Origin of the sequence: Lactococcus cremoris subsp. cremoris KW2, assembly GCF_000468955.1 — a bacterium.
GTDB lineage: Bacteria > Bacillota > Bacilli > Lactobacillales > Streptococcaceae > Lactococcus > Lactococcus cremoris.
The window spans coordinates 2137492-2153178 of the sequence record NC_022369.1 but is presented as its reverse complement, the minus strand read 5'-3'; the positions used below and the strand labels follow the sequence as shown (position 1 = coordinate 2153178).

Here is a 15687-nt window from a genome sequence, read left to right as displayed (position 1 = left end):
TATACGAAAATGGATTTTGAATGTAACTAAAAATGGAATTAAAAAGAAAATAAGTAAATCATTTGAGAAAAAATTCTCATTGGTTTATAATATATTTATAGAAAAGTTAATATTAAATCTCTTTATGACATTTAATATTTAAAAAATGGAGGTTAGTTATGTCAAATGAACACACACAAGAAGTTTTAAATCAAACGGTTGCCGATTTATCGAAAGCATCTGCTCTTGTTCATCAAATCCACTGGTATTTGCGTGGCCCTGGTTTTCTTTACCTACACCCAAAAATGGATGAATTAAAAGATCAATTGGACGAACATTTGGATGAATTTGCAGAACGTTTAATCACTATTGGTGGTTCTCCAGTTTCAACTTTGGCAGAATTTGATAAAAATTCTAAAATTGAGATGACGCCTGCAGCTTGGGGTAAATCTAATTCAGAACGTGTCAAAGAATTGATCGTTGCTTATAAATATTTGACTCAACTCTTCAAAGACGGAATTAAAATTGCTGGGGATGATGGAGATGATGTGACAGTTGATTTATTCACAACTGCTCTTGGGGATATCGAAAAAACACTTTGGATGATTGAAGCTGAAGTGGGCTAATAAAATTGTAAATGAAAAGCTCTGTCAGTACTGACAGAGCTTTATTTTATTTTTAAATTTACTGACAGATTTTTTAACAATCTAAAAGGGTAGAAAGATTCTATCCTTTTTATTATTAAATACCAGATTTTGTTTTCCCATTCCAAGAATTTAACCCACCTTTAAGGATATAAATTTCAGGAATGCCTGCTTTTTTAAGTTTTTTAGCAACTTTTGCTCCGCCAACAGGACGACCAGTTTCATAAATTAGCACGGGTTTATGTTTGCTCAAAGCATTTAAACTTTGATCAATCTGACCAGAAGGAAGATTACGCGCACCAAGAATATGGTTAACCCGGAATTGATTTGCTTCGCGAATATCAATTAATTGAGAAGTTGGTATCAACCGAGCAAATTCAGCTTCCTCAACAAGTTTTGCATTGCGACGAAGATTCCAGCGGGGATAGACAAACATTCCGATAATTACTAAGACAAGAATGATATCAATGATAATAATAATCAAAATTATTCTCCTTTAAATTTAAGAGCAAGACTTGCAGCGCCGATAATTCCGGCATCATTTCCAAGAACAGCAAGTTTAATTTTACTTGAGTTACGAACAGTTGAAAAGGCATATTTATTGAAATAAGCTTCAACTTTTTCACGCAAGAATTCACCAGCTGCTGATACACCACCACCAATAACGATTGAAGCAGGGTTTAAAGTAGAACCCAAATTTGCACAGGCAAATCCAAGATAATAAGCAAATTTATCAACAACAGATAAGCTGAAGTGGTCTCCTTCTTGAGCAGCAAAGAAAATGTCTTTAGAAGTTACTTCATCACCATTGTCAATAGCAGCCTTAATAGTAGAATCTCCTTCGTACTCTTCAGCAAATTTACGAGCTAAGCGAACGATTCCTGTAGCAGAAGTTACTGTTTCCAAACAACCGCGGTTTCCACAAGTACATTCAAAACCATCAGGGTCAACGCAAATGTGGCCGATTTCACCACCAGCTCCAGCAATACCATGAACTAGCTCTCCTGAGGCGATAATTCCACCACCAACACCAGTTCCAAGAGTGATGAAGACTACATCAGGATTGTTTTCACCAGCCCCAACCCAACGTTCACCAAGAGCAGCAACGTTAGCGTCATTGTCCAAGATGAAAGGTAGACCAACACCCTCAGAAATTGGTTTACCAACCTCTTGAGTATCTGCCCAGTTTAAGTTGAAAGCGGCTTTAACAGTACTTTCAGAAATATTTACTGACCCAGGAGTTCCCATTCCAATTCCGAGAAACTCTGATTTATCCAAATTGTAAAGGTTCAAACGGTGGTTGATTGATTGGATAATATCAGGAACGATATGTTTTCCATCTTCTAAAATATTTGTTGGGATAGACCATTTATCTTGAACTTCACCAGTGAGAGTTAAAATCCCAAATTTAATTGAAGTTCCGCCAAGGTCGATACCGATAATTTTACTTGCAGTCATTGTTTTTTCTCCAATCTGACAATAAAAAAAGCATTAGTTTTTATTAGTCGTAGATTTTTTCTTTTCAATTCTCTCTTCACGCGACAAAATCAAGCGAGCAGTCAAGTAATCGTGGTCGCTTTTCTGAAATATTCCTGATTCAAGCATCTTTCCTAATTCAATTTGCATAAAAGCAATCGCATCCAAACGATCTGGAAAAAGATTGATATATCCATATTTTTTCAGCATTTCTTGTACATCGTAGAGAGTTTTCATTACTACATTTTACCGTATTTGATAAAGGCTTTCAAGTGCAAGCTATATGTAAAATATAGAGAATAGCGCAGATTTTGCTTATAAAATGGTATAATACACTATAATTTGAAAACGTAACTAAAAAGATATTTAATGGTAATGATGTTTTTGGAATAAGATTATAGTTAAAATTTACTTGTTGAAGGTAAAAAAATGAATAGAATTTTGATTGATGCGGACTTTTATGCAGGAAATCGCTTAGAGCGATTTGTTCTTGAAAATGAAAAAGAACTCGGGATAAAAGACAAGGTTGACGTAACAAGAGTATTCTATAATCATCAAGATGCCTATCAATATCTTCAAGTTTACCTTGAAGAAGTTAAGGCTTGTTTTATAAAAATTGGACAAAAAGAAGAACTAGAAATACTGAACAAAATACAGAAGTTAGAAAGTAAGGCATTTTTTCTGATTTATACTGATAATCCTGACTTAAAAGATGAATTATTGAGCTTTACTACCCTACCATTATGGTCTCAGATGGCTGTGTGTAGCGATTTTGATAGTGAAGTTAGGGAAATAATTGAAAAAGTTTTACTGTACTGTTTTACAAATGAATTAAATATTGTTGAAATTGCTGGCTATCCGATTTCTATGGATTCTCTTTTATATATTGAAGCGGACAAAACACATAGAAATTATCTTAGAGCCATCACAAAAGATAATGAGTGTCTAGTTCGTGGAACGATTTCAGACGCAAAAAAGAAAATGCCCAATCTCCTCTCACTTGGGCGCGGGTTACTCGTTGATTCAAAGAAAATTCGTCGAATTGAAGATGACGGCTTGACCCTGTGTTTTGTACAATGTTTGAAAAAAGTCAAAGCACCGGCAGTTTATAAAAAAGTACTGAAATCACTCAAAAGACAATCAGAGTGGATAAAATAATCATCCTTTTTAGGGTGATTTTTATTTTTGGCTGATAAAAACTCAATTTCATCACAAAAAAAGTGATTTCATCATAAAAATGATTAAATTTAGCAAAAAAACATTGCAACCAAAAGAAAAAGCGCTTACAATTTAATTATGAAAAACAATATCAATAACTTTTGAAAGAGAAAAAGAACCAATGGAAAGTTAAGAAAGTTCAATATCAGCTCAAAGATATATCGTGCAACAAAAGAAAGTGGGTAATTTTTTTATGAAAAATATACTGTCAAGTAAGTTATAGTTTGTGAGAATTAACTCTTAGATGAGTAACTTACAGACTAAGAAAAGAGGATTTAGTCATGAATACGAAAAAAATTATTATTGGTACGCTTGCTATCAGCGCCTTATTTGCAACTGGATTTACTGTAAAAGCAGATGGTGCGGAAGCTCCAAGTGTTGATGTGTCTAAAAGTGGTAAAGTTAGTTTGAATGTCCCCAAAGATGCAGATAAAGTGATTACTAATACGAAAAAAGAAGTGAAGTATGTTGTAAATGATGGCGTAGAGTTAGATAGTAAAAGTGGTGGAGAGGATTTGACTGCGCCTGTGACAGTGAATAGTCAGGTAACTGCTGATAAGAAAGATAGCACAAAAGGAGTAACAACTTACACTTCTGATTTGTCTAAGGCAAAAGTTACCAACAATGATACATCAAATTCTTCTGATAATTTAGAAGTAAACATATTCGGTAAGATTTTTGGTGTTAAAGCAAATGCTACGACTTATGATACTTCAAAGACGTCTAAGTGGGACGCAACATACGGCGTAAAAATTAAAGAAGAAGTTTATTGGACGGTAACGGGTTCACATAATGATAATAAATTAAATATTTATAAGGTCACTGGAGGTTACACGATTGCCGATTCATCAATTAAAGTCATTTCTTCTAGTGTGAGAGTACAACAAAAAACACATCCATCACGAGATACTACATGGCAAAAACAAACTTTGAGTTCTTGGACTGTGACGACAGGTTTCAAGGCGGTTCCCAATACTCCTGGTTCAAAGGGAGAGGTGGGGTATACAGTCAATCTAAAAAGAGGAACACGTTCTAAATGGTCTGTAACTCTCAATAATGTGGTATTTTTCTTTAGCTAGGAGGGATTATGAAAAAATACATTGTTTTTACATTTATTATCAGTTTACTTAGTCTGTTTCTTCCGTTTTTTCCAGCTACAAATAATAGCTTTGAAAGTATTAATCTTTTGGGTTTTCAATATGCTATAAAATATAACGTTGAATTATATTTTATCATCATAATTGTGCTACTGTTCAATTATTTCACGATGGCCAGTCAATATGTGAAATATAAAAGGGTAATTCCGGTTTTAATCACAATTACTGTCCTTTGTGCCTATGGTGCTCTTTTGTTAAATCAAATTTTGATTGGGGGATTTCAAAGAGGAGCGATAGTGTTAGAAACTTATCATTTCGGTTATTTTATCAGTTTCTCCTTGTTTTTAGTTTTTAATATTTTGGTTTATGTGGATGCTTATAAAAAGAGAGAATAGATAATTATAAAATCAAAGGAGAGTAAAAATGAGGATAAATAAGATAAAAATCTGGCAAATGCTACTCATGTTCATCATCTGGATAGGAGTGATGTTTCTTCCAGCAACAGTAAATCAGAATAAATTGAATACGAACTTTGATTATAAAAAAAGTAGAGAAAATTTCTTTTATTTTCTTTTTCATCAGTTCCCTCTTTATAGTTTTATTTTGGGTTTGTTGTTACTTCTCTCATTTTTTCTCATTTATTATAAAAAAACAAAGTTTAGTGTCTATTTTTCTTTTGATAGTCTAATTTTTTACATCAGTTTTTTAATTATAGCTTTTCCATCTATGATTATTTTTAATCATAGTTTATCTGGGGATACTTTTGGGGCTCAACTTTCTATCTTTCTAACTTTTTATGGAGCTGGATATATTATTGCTGTCTTACTGGGTTTATTTGCTTTTCTTTTATTATTCCTCTATGCTTTAAAAATGAGGAATTTCCAAAAAGAAGGGTAATTCTTAGCGATTTTATTAATTATAAAAAAATAAAGAACTCCTTAGAAAATTTTCTTTGGAGTTTTCATTTTTTAGCCAAAAAAGTCTTTGCTAGGCTTGTAAACGTGTGCATTTACAGCTTTTAAAAAAGTGTGCTATAATGGGTTAGATATATACGAAAGTAAGGTATGATAAAATTGACTAAATTACGCGAAGATATTAGAAACGTCGCTATTATTGCCCACGTTGACCATGGTAAAACTACATTGGTTGACGAACTCTTAAAACAATCTCAAACGTTGGATGCTCGTAAAGAATTGGCTGAACGTGCGATGGACTCAAATGCACTTGAGCAAGAACGTGGGATTACTATCCTTGCCAAAAATACAGCAGTTGAATATAACGGAACTCGTATCAACATCTTGGACACACCAGGTCACGCGGACTTCGGTGGAGAAGTTGAACGTATTATGAAAATGGTTGATGGAGTTGTCCTCGTTGTCGATGCTTATGAAGGAACAATGCCTCAAACACGTTTTGTTTTGAAAAAAGCTTTGGAACAAAACTTGACGCCTATCGTTGTTGTTAATAAGATTGATAAACCATCTGCTCGTCCAGCTGAAGTTGTTGATGAAGTTCTTGAACTTTTCATCGAACTTGGTGCTGATGACGAACAATTGGATTTCCCAGTTGTTTACGCTTCAGCAATCAACGGTTCTTCATCAATGTCTGATAATCCAGCTGATCAAGAACACACAATGGCAAATATTTTTGATACAATCATCGACCATATCCCTGGTCCAGTTGATAACTCTGATGAACCTTTGCAATTCCAAGTTTCACTTTTGGACTACAATGACTATGTTGGACGTATCGGTATCGGTCGTGTTTTCCGTGGAACAATCAAAGTTGGAGACAGTGTTACTTTGTCTAAACTTGATGGAACAACTAAAAACTTCCGCGTAACTAAACTTTTTGGTTTCTTCGGTCTTGACCGTCAGGAAATCCAAGAAGCAAAAGCTGGTGATTTGATTGCTTTATCTGGTATGGAAGATATCTTCGTTGGTGAAACTGTTACACCTTCAGACCACGTAGAACCATTGCCAATCTTGCACATTGACGAACCTACTTTGCAAATGACTTTCCTTGCTAATAACTCTCCTTTCGCTGGTCGCGAAGGAAAATGGGTAACATCACGTAAAGTTGAAGAACGTTTGGTTTCTGAATTGCAAACTGACGTTTCACTTCGTGTTGAAAACACTGACTCTCCTGATAAATGGGTTGTTTCTGGTCGTGGTGAATTGCATTTGTCAATCCTTATTGAAACAATGCGTCGTGAAGGATATGAACTTCAAGTTTCACGTCCTGAAGTTATCATCAAAGAAGTTGATGGTGTAGCTTGCGAACCATTTGAACGTGTTCAAATCGATACTCCTGAAGAATACCAAGGTTCAATTATCCAAGCGCTCTCTGAACGTAAAGGGGACATGCTTGATATGCAAGTTACTGGTAACGGTCAAGCACGTTTGATTTTCCTTGTTCCTGCACGTGGTTTGATTGGATTCACAACAGAATTCATGTCAATGACTCGTGGATACGGAATCATGAACCATACATTCGATCAATATCTTCCAGCTGTTAAGGGAGAAATCGGTGGACGTCACCGTGGTTCTTTGATTTCTATGGACTCTGGTCAAGTAACTCCATATGCTATGGGTTATGTTCAAGAACGTGGACAACTTTTTGTTGACGCTGGTACTGAAGTTTATGGTGGGATGATTGTTGGTGAACACAGCCGTGATAACGATTTGACTGTAAACATCACTAAAATGAAACAACAAACAAACGTCCGTTCTTCAAATAAAGACTCTACATCTGTTTTGAACACTCCAAAAATCCTTTCACTTGAAGAATCTTTGGAATTCCTCGGTGATGATGATTACTTGGAAGTAACTCCTGAATCAATCCGCTTGCGTAAACAAATCTTGGACAAAGCAATGCGTGAAAAATCAACTAAGAAGAAAAAATAAAGATTTATAAAAAGTACTGAAATTAATTTTTTCGATTATAAAAAGACAAGTAATTTGAGCATTTTTGCTTGAGGACTTGTCTAGTTTGGAAAGGAGAAAGATGTTTTATATTATCCTGTTGATTTTAGGAGCCTTTGCGTATATCTTTATGATGCCCAAAGACGTTCGGCGGAGTATGGACATTTTCTTCTTTGCTGGCGTGGGTGTCTTGATAGTTGCTTTTGCAGTAGCTCAAGCAGCTAGCCATCAAGCATTTCTTTTAGAAGTTTTGGGAATCGTAGTCATGATTGTTGTGACGGTTAGAGCTTGGATGGAACTTGAAAAACTGGACACTCGTCGAAAGAAAAAATAAGTTGTTGATGAAATAAAAATCAATCAGCGAATAAAACTGTCAAAGTTTGGCAGTTTTATTTTGATTTTATGGAAATGGAGAAAAATCATGAACATGGAGAAAGTGGCTCAAGGTTTTGAGCTGGTAGTTGAAAATATTACAAAATTATCTGGGAAATTAGATACAGATTTTTATGATGCTTTTGTGGAACAAAATGCTGCTTTTTTAGATGGTACTGACCAAGGAATTGTTGAGCTGTCAGTAAATAATGACAAACTCCGTCAGTTAAATTTATCAAATAAAGAATGGCAAAAACTTTTTCAATTTGTTTTATTAAAAGGTTCGCAAGTTGCGCCTCTTCAGGCCAATCATGCCATGACTCCTGATGCAATTGGTCTAATTTTCAACTTTATCATTGAACATCTCAATAAAAATTCTGAACTTCGCTTAATTGAGTTTGGTTCTGGTATGGGTAATCTTGCGGAAACATTGCTTGTTAATCTTAATAAAAAAGTAGATTATGTTGGTTTTGAAGTCGATGATTTACTTTTAGATTTGTCAGCTTCAATGGCTGAAATCATGGGAAGCCATGCCGAATTTATGCAAATTGATGCGGTTCAAAAACGGTTGATGGAGCCAGCTGATGTTGTTGTTAGTGATTTGCCAATCGGTTTTTATCCAGATGATGAAGTTGCGAAAAATTTTGAAGTCGCTGCTACTGATGGACACACCTTTGCACATCATTTGTTGATTGAACAATCATTTAATTACTTGAAAGATGGTGCATTTGCAGTTTTCTTAGCACCAGAGGATTTACTGACAAGTGTACAAGGCCCACTTTTAAAAGAATGGATTAGTAAGCATGGAAGTATTATGGCGGTAATTACTTTACCAAGCTCACTTTTTAATGCTGATGCTAAAGCAATTTATGTCTTGAAAAAAGGACCTGCTGCTCATGCGACCTTTGCTCATCCTTTGTCATCATTGACAGACAGAGAAAGTTTAGAAATCTTTATGGAAGAATTTACAAAAACTGTAAAATTATAAGTAAAAATAAAAAATTATTGGCTAGTCTGTCAGTAATTTTTTATTGTATAAAATCATTAAAAATGCAAACGCTTTTTATTTGTAATTGAAATAAAAAAATAACCAAGTGAATCATGGCTGAAAAACACAAAAGAAATTGTAATTGTGTTATAATTTAACCGTATTTCAAATTCAAGGAAGGTTTATTAAACATGACCAAAACATTAGCAGTAAACGCTGGTTCATCATCTATGAAATGGCAAATGTATGAAATGCCAGAAGAAAAAGTTCTTGCCAAAGGATTAATTGAACGGATTGGCTTGAAAGATTCAATCGTCACCGTTAAATTTGGAGAAGAAAAAGAAGAACGAGTTTTTGATATTCCAAATCATACAGAAGCAGTAGAAGTTTTACTTGAAGATTTAAAACGTTTGAAAATAGTAGAGGAATTTACTGAAATTACTGGTGTGGGACACCGCGTGGTTGCTGGGGGTGAAATTTTCCAAAAATCAACAGTAGTTACACCAGAAGTTTTGCAACAAGTTAAAGATTTGTCAGCTCTTGCGCCTTTGCACAATCCAGCAAATGCTGCCGGCATTGAAGCTTTTTTGAATTTGTTGCCTGATGCTACTTCAGTAGTTGTTTTTGATACAGCTTTCCATACAACAATGCCTGAAAAAGCTTTCCGTTATCCATTGCCTAAAAAATATTATACAGATTATGCCGTACGTAAGTATGGGGCTCATGGAACTTCACATATGTATGTTTCGCAAGAAGCCGCAAAATTACTTGGTAAACCAATTGAAGAAACAAAAATTATCACGGCGCATATTGGGAATGGCGCATCAATTACCGCAGTAAAAGGCGGAGAATCTGTTGATACATCAATGGGCTTCACACCTCTTGCTGGAGTGATGATGGGAACTCGCACAGGTGAAATGGATCCTTCTGTTTTTCCTTATTTGATTGAAAATGATTCTGAACTCAAAGATGCTCAAGATGTTGTTGATATGATGAACAAAGAATCTGGTCTCTATGGGGTATCCGGTATTTCATCAGATATGCGCGATATCATTGCTGCTAAAGATACAGATGCTGATGCAAAACTTGCATTTGAGATGTATGTTGATCGCATTCAAAAATTCATCGGTCAATATTTGGCAGTCTTAAATGGAGCTGATGCACTTGTCTTTACTGCTGGAATTGGTGAAAATTCTGTTCCTGTTCGAGAAGCAATTCTTTCTGGATTGACTTGGTTTGGTATTGAAGTAGACCCTGAAAAAAATGTTTTTGGTGTTGAGGGAGAAATTTCAAAACCAAGCTCACGCCTAAAAGTTTTTGTAATTCCAACGGATGAAGAACTTGTGATTGCTCGCGACGTTGAGGCACTTAAAAAATAATAAATCAAAAGATTTTGTCATCAAACAAGATCTTTTTTTATTTTAAAAATGACAGCAAGATACAAAGTTGTAGGAATCATTGATAGAGGAGAAATGAAATCAACTCTAAAGTATGATATAATTTTAAGAATAAAACGCATACATTAAGGAGAGTAAGTATGGAAAAAACGCTCGCTGTCAATGCAGGCTCCTCATCATTAAAATGGCAACTCTATGAAATGCCAGAAGAAACCGTAATTGCTAAGGGGATTTTTGAACGTATTGGTCTATCTGGCTCAATTTCAACAACTAAATTCAACAACGAAGAACACGTTAGAAAACAAGAAATTGTGGACCATCGTCAAGCTGTTTTATTGCTGATGGATGAGTTAATCCATTTTCAATTAATTCATGAGTTCCGTGAAATCACAGGAATTGGGCATCGTGTTGTTGCAGGTGGGGAATTTTTTAAAGACTCTACAATTATTACACCTGAGGTTTTAGCTGAGATAAAAAACCTTTCAACTTTGGCTCCTTTACATAATCCGGCCAACGTTTTAGGGATTGAAGCCTTCCAACGTCTCTTACCCGATGCACTTGCGGTCGCTGTTTTCGATACGGCTTTTCATAGCACTTTACCTGAAAAAGCTTATCGTTATCCTATTCCAACAAAATATTATGAAGATTATTCAATCAGAAAATATGGGGCACATGGGACTTCACATATGTATGTGGCGCAAGAAGCAGCAAAGGTCTTAGGAAAACCACTGGAAGAATTGAAGATGATTACGGCCCACATTGGAAATGGAGCTTCAATTACAGCGATTGAAGGTGGTAAATCTGTTGATACATCAATGGGATTCACACCACTTGCTGGTGTAATGATGGGAACGCGTGCAGGGGAAATGGATGCTTCAGTCATTCCTTATATGTTGGAGAGCGATCCGAGTCTTAGAAATGCTCAAGATGTGATTGACATTCTCAACAAAGAGTCTGGAGTGCTTGGGGTATCTGAACTTTCTAGTGATATGCGTGACCTTTCAGAAGCAGTAGCCAAAGGAAATCCTAAAGCGATTCTTGCCTATGAAATGTACGTTGACCGTCTCAAAAAATTTATTGCCCAATATTTTGGCGTATTAAATGGAGCTGATGCACTTATTTTCACTGCAGGTGTCGGAGAAAATGATACGGCTGTTCGGACGGATGTAGTTAATGGACTTTCGTGGTTTGGGATGGAAATTGATGAAAGTAAAAATGTTCGTGGAGCTTTTGGCATCATTTCTAAGCCAGAGTCTAAAGTGAAAGTACTTGTTGTGCCAACAAACGAAGAATTGGTTATTGCTCGTGATGTTGAAGCGGCTAAATAATGAAATGAAAATTACTGACCAGGCTGTCAGTAATTTTTTATTTAAGAAAAAGCTGTCAGTAAAATTTGTCCAAAAGCTTGTCATCTATAAAAGAAAGCGCTATAATTATTGTGAGTAGAGGTGAAAATTATGGAGGATTTACCAAAAGTTATAAAGGCTGAAATGTTGCCGGGAGTTCGTTTACGTTTAGAATTTGATAACGGACAAGTTCGATATTATCCAGTTCATGAGCAAATTGATTTGCTTATGAACCCTTTTGACGTGAGCAAGTTAAAAAAGACTTACGGAGCAAACTTGTTTCTTGGCGGAATGGTTTCATGGATAGGAAATGAAATTAAGATTGAACCTAATGGGGATTTATTACTCAATGATTCAGTGATTCCTGCTGAGCTTCTTTGGGAACATAGTTTAAAACATATAGATAGTATGGACCCTGAAAAATTGAAAGAATTGGAAGAAATTAAGCATCCTTTTTGGCAAGGTGTAAAAAGTCTTAATTTGATTTTTTGGATTGCCGGAATTCTTTTTGTGATTTACTTGCTTATTCAATTATTGGGGCATCTTGGTTTATTGACATCTTAACAGTTTTTATAAAGGCTTTAATTAGTCTTTTTTTCGTGAGCATTTTATGGTAAAATAGAGAAAATATAATAGAATAGGTGCAATATGGCTGAAATTAAATATAAACGCGTACTATTAAAACTTTCGGGAGAAGCTCTCTCAGGCGAAAAGGGATTCGGATTCGACCCTGAAACAGCAAAAGCTGTTGCTGAAGAACTTAAAGAAGTCCATGATTTGGGTGCAGAACTTGCGATTGTTTGCGGTGGTGGTAATGTTTGGCGTGGAGTTACTGGTGAAAAAGCCGGGATGGAACGTGCTCAGGCAGATTACATGGGAATGCTTGCAACAATCCAAAATGGATTGTTCATTCAAAGCGCACTTGAAAACATTGGAGTTGACACACGAGTGATGACGGCCATTGAGATGAAAGCTGTTGCTGAACCTTATATTCGTCGTCGTGCTGAACGTCATTTAGAAAAAGGGCGTGTTGTTATTTTTGCTGGTGGAACTGGCTCACCTTACTTCTCAACTGATACAACCTCTGCTTTACGTGCTGCGGAAATTAATGCTGACGTCATTTTGATGGCTAAAAATGGTGTTGATGGTGTTTATAACGCAGACCCTAAATTAGTTGCAGACGCTATTAAATTTGAACATTTGACACATATGGATGTGATTACTAAAGGCTTGCAAGTTATGGACAGTACAGCTTCAACAATGTCAATGGATAATCATATTCCACTTGTTGTTTTCAACATGAATGAAGCTGGAAATATTACACGCGTCGTTCGCGGTGAAGAAATCGGAACAACTGTTGAATAAGATTTACTTACAAAGCTGTCAGTAAGTCTATCTATTCAAGAAATACTGATGGGAATACTAGCATATTCGTAAACCTCAAAGGGGCAATGGCTAGCCTTTGGTAGAATTTCTGTCAGTAAAAATAAAAGAATTAATAAAGTAGAAAAAGGAAATAAAATGGCAAACGAAATTGTTACAACAGCTCAAGAACGGATGAAACACTCATTAGCAAGTTTACAACGTGATTTGGGACACCTCCGAGCTGGTCGTGCCAATGCAAGTCTTCTTGATCGTGTTCAAGTTGTTTACTATGGTGCACCAACACCACTTAATCAGTTAGCGTCAATCACAATTCCAGAAGCTCGTGTCTTGATGGTGACTCCTTTTGACAAATCAATTTTGAAAGACATTGAAAAATCATTGTATGAATCAGACCTTGGAATTACGCCAGCAAATGACGGTTCTGTCATTCGTTTAGTTATCCCAATGTTGACAGAAGAACGCCGTCGCGAACTTGTCAAAGAAATGGGTAAATACATTGAATCAGCAAAAGTAGCGATCCGTAATATCCGCCGTGATGCAATGGATACTGCTAAAAAATCAGAAAAAGCAAAAGAAATCACAGAAGATGATCTTAAAGATCTTGAAAATGAGATTCAAAAAGTGACTGATGATGCTGTAAAAGAAGCTGACAGACTTGCATCAGTAAAAGAAAAAGAATTGTTGGATATCTAAAAAACCGACAAAAAAGTAATTTGAAAAAGCATTGACGGCTCCATTGAGCCGTTTTTACATCAAAGTTTTGTAAGGATAATAAGATTGAGAAAAGTGATAAAACTCAGAGAGCAACCGTCCTATCTCAAAAAAGCCATCAGTTTTTTTCAGGAAAAGTGGGGGAGTGCTGAGAGTAATTCTGTTTATGAAGACTGTTTGAAGCACAGTTTGGATAGTCAAAATTCTATTCCTCAGTGGTACCTGATTGTTGATGAAGGAAAAATTATTGCGGGCTGCGGGCTAATTAGCAATGATTTTATTAGTCGAATGGATTTATATCCTTGGCTCTGTGCGCTTTATGTCGAAGAAGAATTTCGTCAGCAAGGGCTCGCTCGTCTGTTGATTGAAGTTGTCAAAGAAGAATGCAAAACTTTTAGTTTTAAAAAACTTTACTTAGCAACAGATTTTATTGATTTTTATGAACAGTTTGATTTTCATTATCTAGCTGACGGATATCATCCTTGGGGTGACAAGTCACGGATTTACGAAGGAAATATTAATTAAGAGAGACTAGAAGTCTCTAAATTACATTTAATAAAGAGGAACAAATGAGTATTATTGGACAAACAATCTCTGCGATTATTGTGGAAGAAAGTGAACGTTTCTATTTTCTCCAAAAAGGAGAAGATTTATTACGGTTAGACAAAACAGAAGGTGAACATGCTATTGGCGATGTGGTGACTGGTTTTGTTTATGTGGATAAAGATGAACATCGTCGTCTGACGACTTTGGAACAAAAGGCAACAAATGAGCAATATGGTTGGGGAACGGTAACAGCTGTTCGTAAGGACCTCGGTGCCTTTGTTGACACAGGTTTACCAGGGAAAGACGTGGTTGTATCTCTTGATGATTTGCCACTTGAAAAAGACCAATGGCCAAAAGTTGGCGATCAACTTTATGTGAAATTAATTGTTGACAGAAAAGAACGGATTTGGGGTCATTTAGCTTGGCATGAAGATTTTTGGAACCTTGCTGGACCTGGTTATGACAATATGCAAAACCAAGATTTACGTGCTATTGTTTACCGAAATAAAGAATCAGGAACTTTTGTGTACTTGCCTGACAACAATATGCTAGGATTTATTCATCCTAATGAGCGTTTCTCAGTCCCACGCGTTGGTCAAGAACTGCAAGTTCGTGTTATCGGATTTAGAAAAGAAGACCGTAGTCTAAATCTGTCAGCAAAACCACGTGCTTATGAAATGCTTGATGCTGATAGTCAAATGATTTTGGCCTATCTTCAATCAATGGGTGGAAAAATGGCTTTTAATGATAAATCAAATCCAGATGAAATCAAAGCCACATTTGGTATTTCAAAAGGACAATTTAAAAAAGCGCTCGGTGGCTTGATGAAAGCAAAAAAAATCAAACAAAGTCCAGAAGGCACAGAATTAATTGGAGAATAATTTACTGACAGCTTTACTCAAAGAGAGAAGCTAAGTTTAAAGACTTCGTCAGCAAATTCTATCAGTAAAGACGACTTAAAAAATTTCTGTCAGTAAAAAAAGGTAGCTCTAAAAGCTACTTTTTTTTGAGCTATGCTATAATATTTCACAAGACAACTAAAGCAAAGGAGAAATAATGGCAACAGAAAGAGCAATATTTGCAGGTGGATGTTTTTGGTGTATGGTACAACCATTTGAAGAACGTGAAGGAATTTTATCGGTCACGAGTGGTTATACAGGTGGAAATGTTGAAAATCCAACTTACGAACAAGTAAAAATGCACCTGACCGGCCACACAGAAGCAGTAGAAATTATTTTTGATAATAGTAAAATTAATTATCAGACACTTGTTGAACTTTACTGGACACTGACAGACCCCACAGATGCTTTTGGTCAATTTGAAGATCGAGGGGACAACTATCGTCCAGTTATTTTCGTTGAAAATAATGAACAAGAAAAGATTGCCAAAGAAAGTAAAGCACAATTGCAAGCCAGTGGAAACTTCGACTCTCCAATTGTGACAAGTATTGAGAAGACTCGAAAATTTTGGCCAGCAGAAGACTATCATCAAGGATTTTACAGAAAAAATCCAGAAGATTATGCTGAATCAAGCAAAATCCGCCATGATTTTTTGGAAAAACAATGGGAAGACAAATAAAAAATCCTGTGAATCACTAGATAGA

Annotated in this window: 19 protein-coding genes; 16 read left to right on the top strand and 3 right to left on the bottom strand. The window is 35.7% G+C overall.

Annotation, left to right across the window (positions count from 1 at the left end; all coding sequences use genetic code 11):
- The first annotated feature begins 158 nt into the window (after positions 1 to 158).
- Complete coding sequence (locus KW2_RS10335) at positions 159 to 605, top strand: Dps family protein (protein WP_011677098.1); 447 nt, start codon at positions 159 to 161, stop codon at positions 603 to 605.
- Between the two features lie 115 nt (positions 606 to 720).
- Here the strand turns inward: KW2_RS10335 and KW2_RS10330 are convergent, their stop codons facing one another.
- The 3 genes from KW2_RS10330 to KW2_RS10320 are packed head-to-tail and all read right to left on the bottom strand — an operon-like array spanning position 721 to position 2336.
- On the bottom strand, positions 721 to 1107 hold the full coding sequence (locus KW2_RS10330) for a rhodanese-like domain-containing protein (RefSeq protein ID WP_011677097.1): 387 nt from the start codon (positions 1105 to 1107) through the stop codon (positions 721 to 723).
- A 2-nt stretch (positions 1108 to 1109) separates the two neighbouring features.
- Positions 1110 to 2081, bottom strand: coding sequence for an ROK family glucokinase (locus tag KW2_RS10325; RefSeq protein ID WP_021037900.1), 972 nt, complete (start codon positions 2079 to 2081; stop codon positions 1110 to 1112).
- A gap of 33 nt (positions 2082 to 2114) precedes the next feature.
- The gene (locus KW2_RS10320; protein ID WP_021037899.1) at positions 2115 to 2336 is read right to left on the bottom strand and encodes a YqgQ family protein; all 222 of its coding nucleotides are present in this window, start codon (positions 2334 to 2336) and stop codon (positions 2115 to 2117) included.
- A 192-nt stretch (positions 2337 to 2528) separates the two neighbouring features.
- On the opposite strand from KW2_RS10320, the gene KW2_RS10315 reads away from it, so the two are divergent.
- The 15 genes from KW2_RS10315 (at position 2529) to msrA (ending at position 15662) form a co-directional block, all read left to right on the top strand.
- The gene (locus KW2_RS10315; RefSeq protein ID WP_021037898.1) at positions 2529 to 3257 is read left to right on the top strand and encodes a LytTR family transcriptional regulator DNA-binding domain-containing protein; all 729 of its coding nucleotides are present in this window, start codon (positions 2529 to 2531) and stop codon (positions 3255 to 3257) included.
- A gap of 341 nt (positions 3258 to 3598) precedes the next feature.
- Positions 3599 to 4396, top strand: coding sequence for a hypothetical protein (locus KW2_RS12295; RefSeq protein WP_021037897.1), 798 nt, complete (start codon positions 3599 to 3601; stop codon positions 4394 to 4396).
- 8 nt (positions 4397 to 4404) lie between these two features.
- Positions 4405 to 4809, top strand: a complete 405-nt coding sequence (locus KW2_RS10305) for a hypothetical protein (RefSeq protein WP_021037896.1) — start codon at positions 4405 to 4407, stop codon at positions 4807 to 4809.
- A 28-nt stretch (positions 4810 to 4837) separates the two neighbouring features.
- Positions 4838 to 5311, top strand: coding sequence for a hypothetical protein (locus tag KW2_RS12370; RefSeq protein WP_021037895.1), 474 nt, complete (start codon positions 4838 to 4840; stop codon positions 5309 to 5311).
- Positions 5312 to 5487: 176 nt separating this feature from the next.
- Positions 5488 to 7320, top strand: a complete 1833-nt coding sequence (typA, locus tag KW2_RS10295) for a translational GTPase TypA (RefSeq protein WP_041168744.1) — start codon at positions 5488 to 5490, stop codon at positions 7318 to 7320.
- Positions 7321 to 7495: 175 nt separating this feature from the next.
- Positions 7496 to 7672, top strand: a complete 177-nt coding sequence (locus KW2_RS10290) for a hypothetical protein (protein WP_014573259.1) — start codon at positions 7496 to 7498, stop codon at positions 7670 to 7672.
- Between the two features lie 87 nt (positions 7673 to 7759).
- Complete coding sequence (locus KW2_RS10285) at positions 7760 to 8698, top strand: class I SAM-dependent methyltransferase (RefSeq protein ID WP_021037893.1); 939 nt, start codon at positions 7760 to 7762, stop codon at positions 8696 to 8698.
- Positions 8699 to 8889: 191 nt separating this feature from the next.
- Positions 8890 to 10077: an acetate kinase gene (locus KW2_RS10280; RefSeq protein ID WP_011835968.1), complete on the top strand. Its 1188-nt coding sequence runs from the start codon at positions 8890 to 8892 to the stop codon at positions 10075 to 10077.
- Between the two features lie 158 nt (positions 10078 to 10235).
- On the top strand, positions 10236 to 11423 hold the full coding sequence (locus KW2_RS10275) for an acetate kinase (RefSeq protein WP_021037892.1): 1188 nt from the start codon (positions 10236 to 10238) through the stop codon (positions 11421 to 11423).
- 129 nt (positions 11424 to 11552) lie between these two features.
- Positions 11553 to 12005, top strand: coding sequence for a hypothetical protein (locus KW2_RS10270; protein ID WP_021037891.1), 453 nt, complete (start codon positions 11553 to 11555; stop codon positions 12003 to 12005).
- Positions 12006 to 12089: 84 nt separating this feature from the next.
- The gene (gene pyrH, locus KW2_RS10265) at positions 12090 to 12806 is read left to right on the top strand and encodes a UMP kinase (protein ID WP_004254608.1); all 717 of its coding nucleotides are present in this window, start codon (positions 12090 to 12092) and stop codon (positions 12804 to 12806) included.
- 156 nt (positions 12807 to 12962) lie between these two features.
- Positions 12963 to 13520 carry a ribosome recycling factor gene (gene frr / locus KW2_RS10260; RefSeq protein WP_011677081.1) on the top strand — a complete coding sequence of 186 codons (558 nt, stop codon included), beginning with the start codon at positions 12963 to 12965 and terminating at the stop codon, positions 13518 to 13520.
- Between the two features lie 84 nt (positions 13521 to 13604).
- Positions 13605 to 14063: a GNAT family N-acetyltransferase gene (locus tag KW2_RS10255; protein ID WP_011677080.1), complete on the top strand. Its 459-nt coding sequence runs from the start codon at positions 13605 to 13607 to the stop codon at positions 14061 to 14063.
- Positions 14064 to 14107: 44 nt separating this feature from the next.
- Positions 14108 to 14965, top strand: coding sequence for a CvfB family protein (locus KW2_RS10250; protein ID WP_011677079.1), 858 nt, complete (start codon positions 14108 to 14110; stop codon positions 14963 to 14965).
- Between the two features lie 175 nt (positions 14966 to 15140).
- Positions 15141 to 15662, top strand: coding sequence for a peptide-methionine (S)-S-oxide reductase MsrA (gene msrA, locus KW2_RS10245; RefSeq protein ID WP_021037890.1), 522 nt, complete (start codon positions 15141 to 15143; stop codon positions 15660 to 15662).
- Positions 15663 to 15687: the final 25 nt, after the last annotated feature.

Excerpts from the sequence above, each read along its gene's own strand:
- KW2_RS10275 (WP_021037892.1), top strand. The coding sequence starts at position 10,236 with ATGGAAAAAACGCTCGCTGTCAATGCAGGCTCCTCATCATTAAAATGG.
- pyrH (WP_004254608.1), top strand. The coding sequence starts at position 12,090 with ATGGCTGAAATTAAATATAAACGCGTACTATTAAAACTTTCGGGAGAA.
- KW2_RS10305 (WP_021037896.1), top strand. The coding sequence starts at position 4,405 with ATGAAAAAATACATTGTTTTTACATTTATTATCAGTTTACTTAGTCTG.
- KW2_RS10285 (WP_021037893.1), top strand. The coding sequence starts at position 7,760 with ATGAACATGGAGAAAGTGGCTCAAGGTTTTGAGCTGGTAGTTGAAAAT.
- msrA (WP_021037890.1), top strand. The coding sequence starts at position 15,141 with ATGGCAACAGAAAGAGCAATATTTGCAGGTGGATGTTTTTGGTGTATG.
- KW2_RS10320 (WP_021037899.1), bottom strand. The coding sequence starts at position 2,336 with ATGAAAACTCTCTACGATGTACAAGAAATGCTGAAAAAATATGGATAT.
- KW2_RS10335 (WP_011677098.1), top strand. The coding sequence starts at position 159 with ATGTCAAATGAACACACACAAGAAGTTTTAAATCAAACGGTTGCCGAT.
- KW2_RS10270 (WP_021037891.1), top strand. The coding sequence starts at position 11,553 with ATGGAGGATTTACCAAAAGTTATAAAGGCTGAAATGTTGCCGGGAGTT.
- KW2_RS10290 (WP_014573259.1), top strand. The coding sequence starts at position 7,496 with ATGGACATTTTCTTCTTTGCTGGCGTGGGTGTCTTGATAGTTGCTTTT.
- KW2_RS12295 (WP_021037897.1), top strand. The coding sequence starts at position 3,599 with ATGAATACGAAAAAAATTATTATTGGTACGCTTGCTATCAGCGCCTTA.
- KW2_RS10315 (WP_021037898.1), top strand. The coding sequence starts at position 2,529 with ATGAATAGAATTTTGATTGATGCGGACTTTTATGCAGGAAATCGCTTA.
- KW2_RS10250 (WP_011677079.1), top strand. The coding sequence starts at position 14,108 with ATGAGTATTATTGGACAAACAATCTCTGCGATTATTGTGGAAGAAAGT.
- frr (WP_011677081.1), top strand. The coding sequence starts at position 12,963 with ATGGCAAACGAAATTGTTACAACAGCTCAAGAACGGATGAAACACTCA.
- KW2_RS12370 (WP_021037895.1), top strand. The coding sequence starts at position 4,838 with ATGAGGATAAATAAGATAAAAATCTGGCAAATGCTACTCATGTTCATC.
- KW2_RS10325 (WP_021037900.1), bottom strand. The coding sequence starts at position 2,081 with ATGACTGCAAGTAAAATTATCGGTATCGACCTTGGCGGAACTTCAATT.
- KW2_RS10280 (WP_011835968.1), top strand. The coding sequence starts at position 8,890 with ATGACCAAAACATTAGCAGTAAACGCTGGTTCATCATCTATGAAATGG.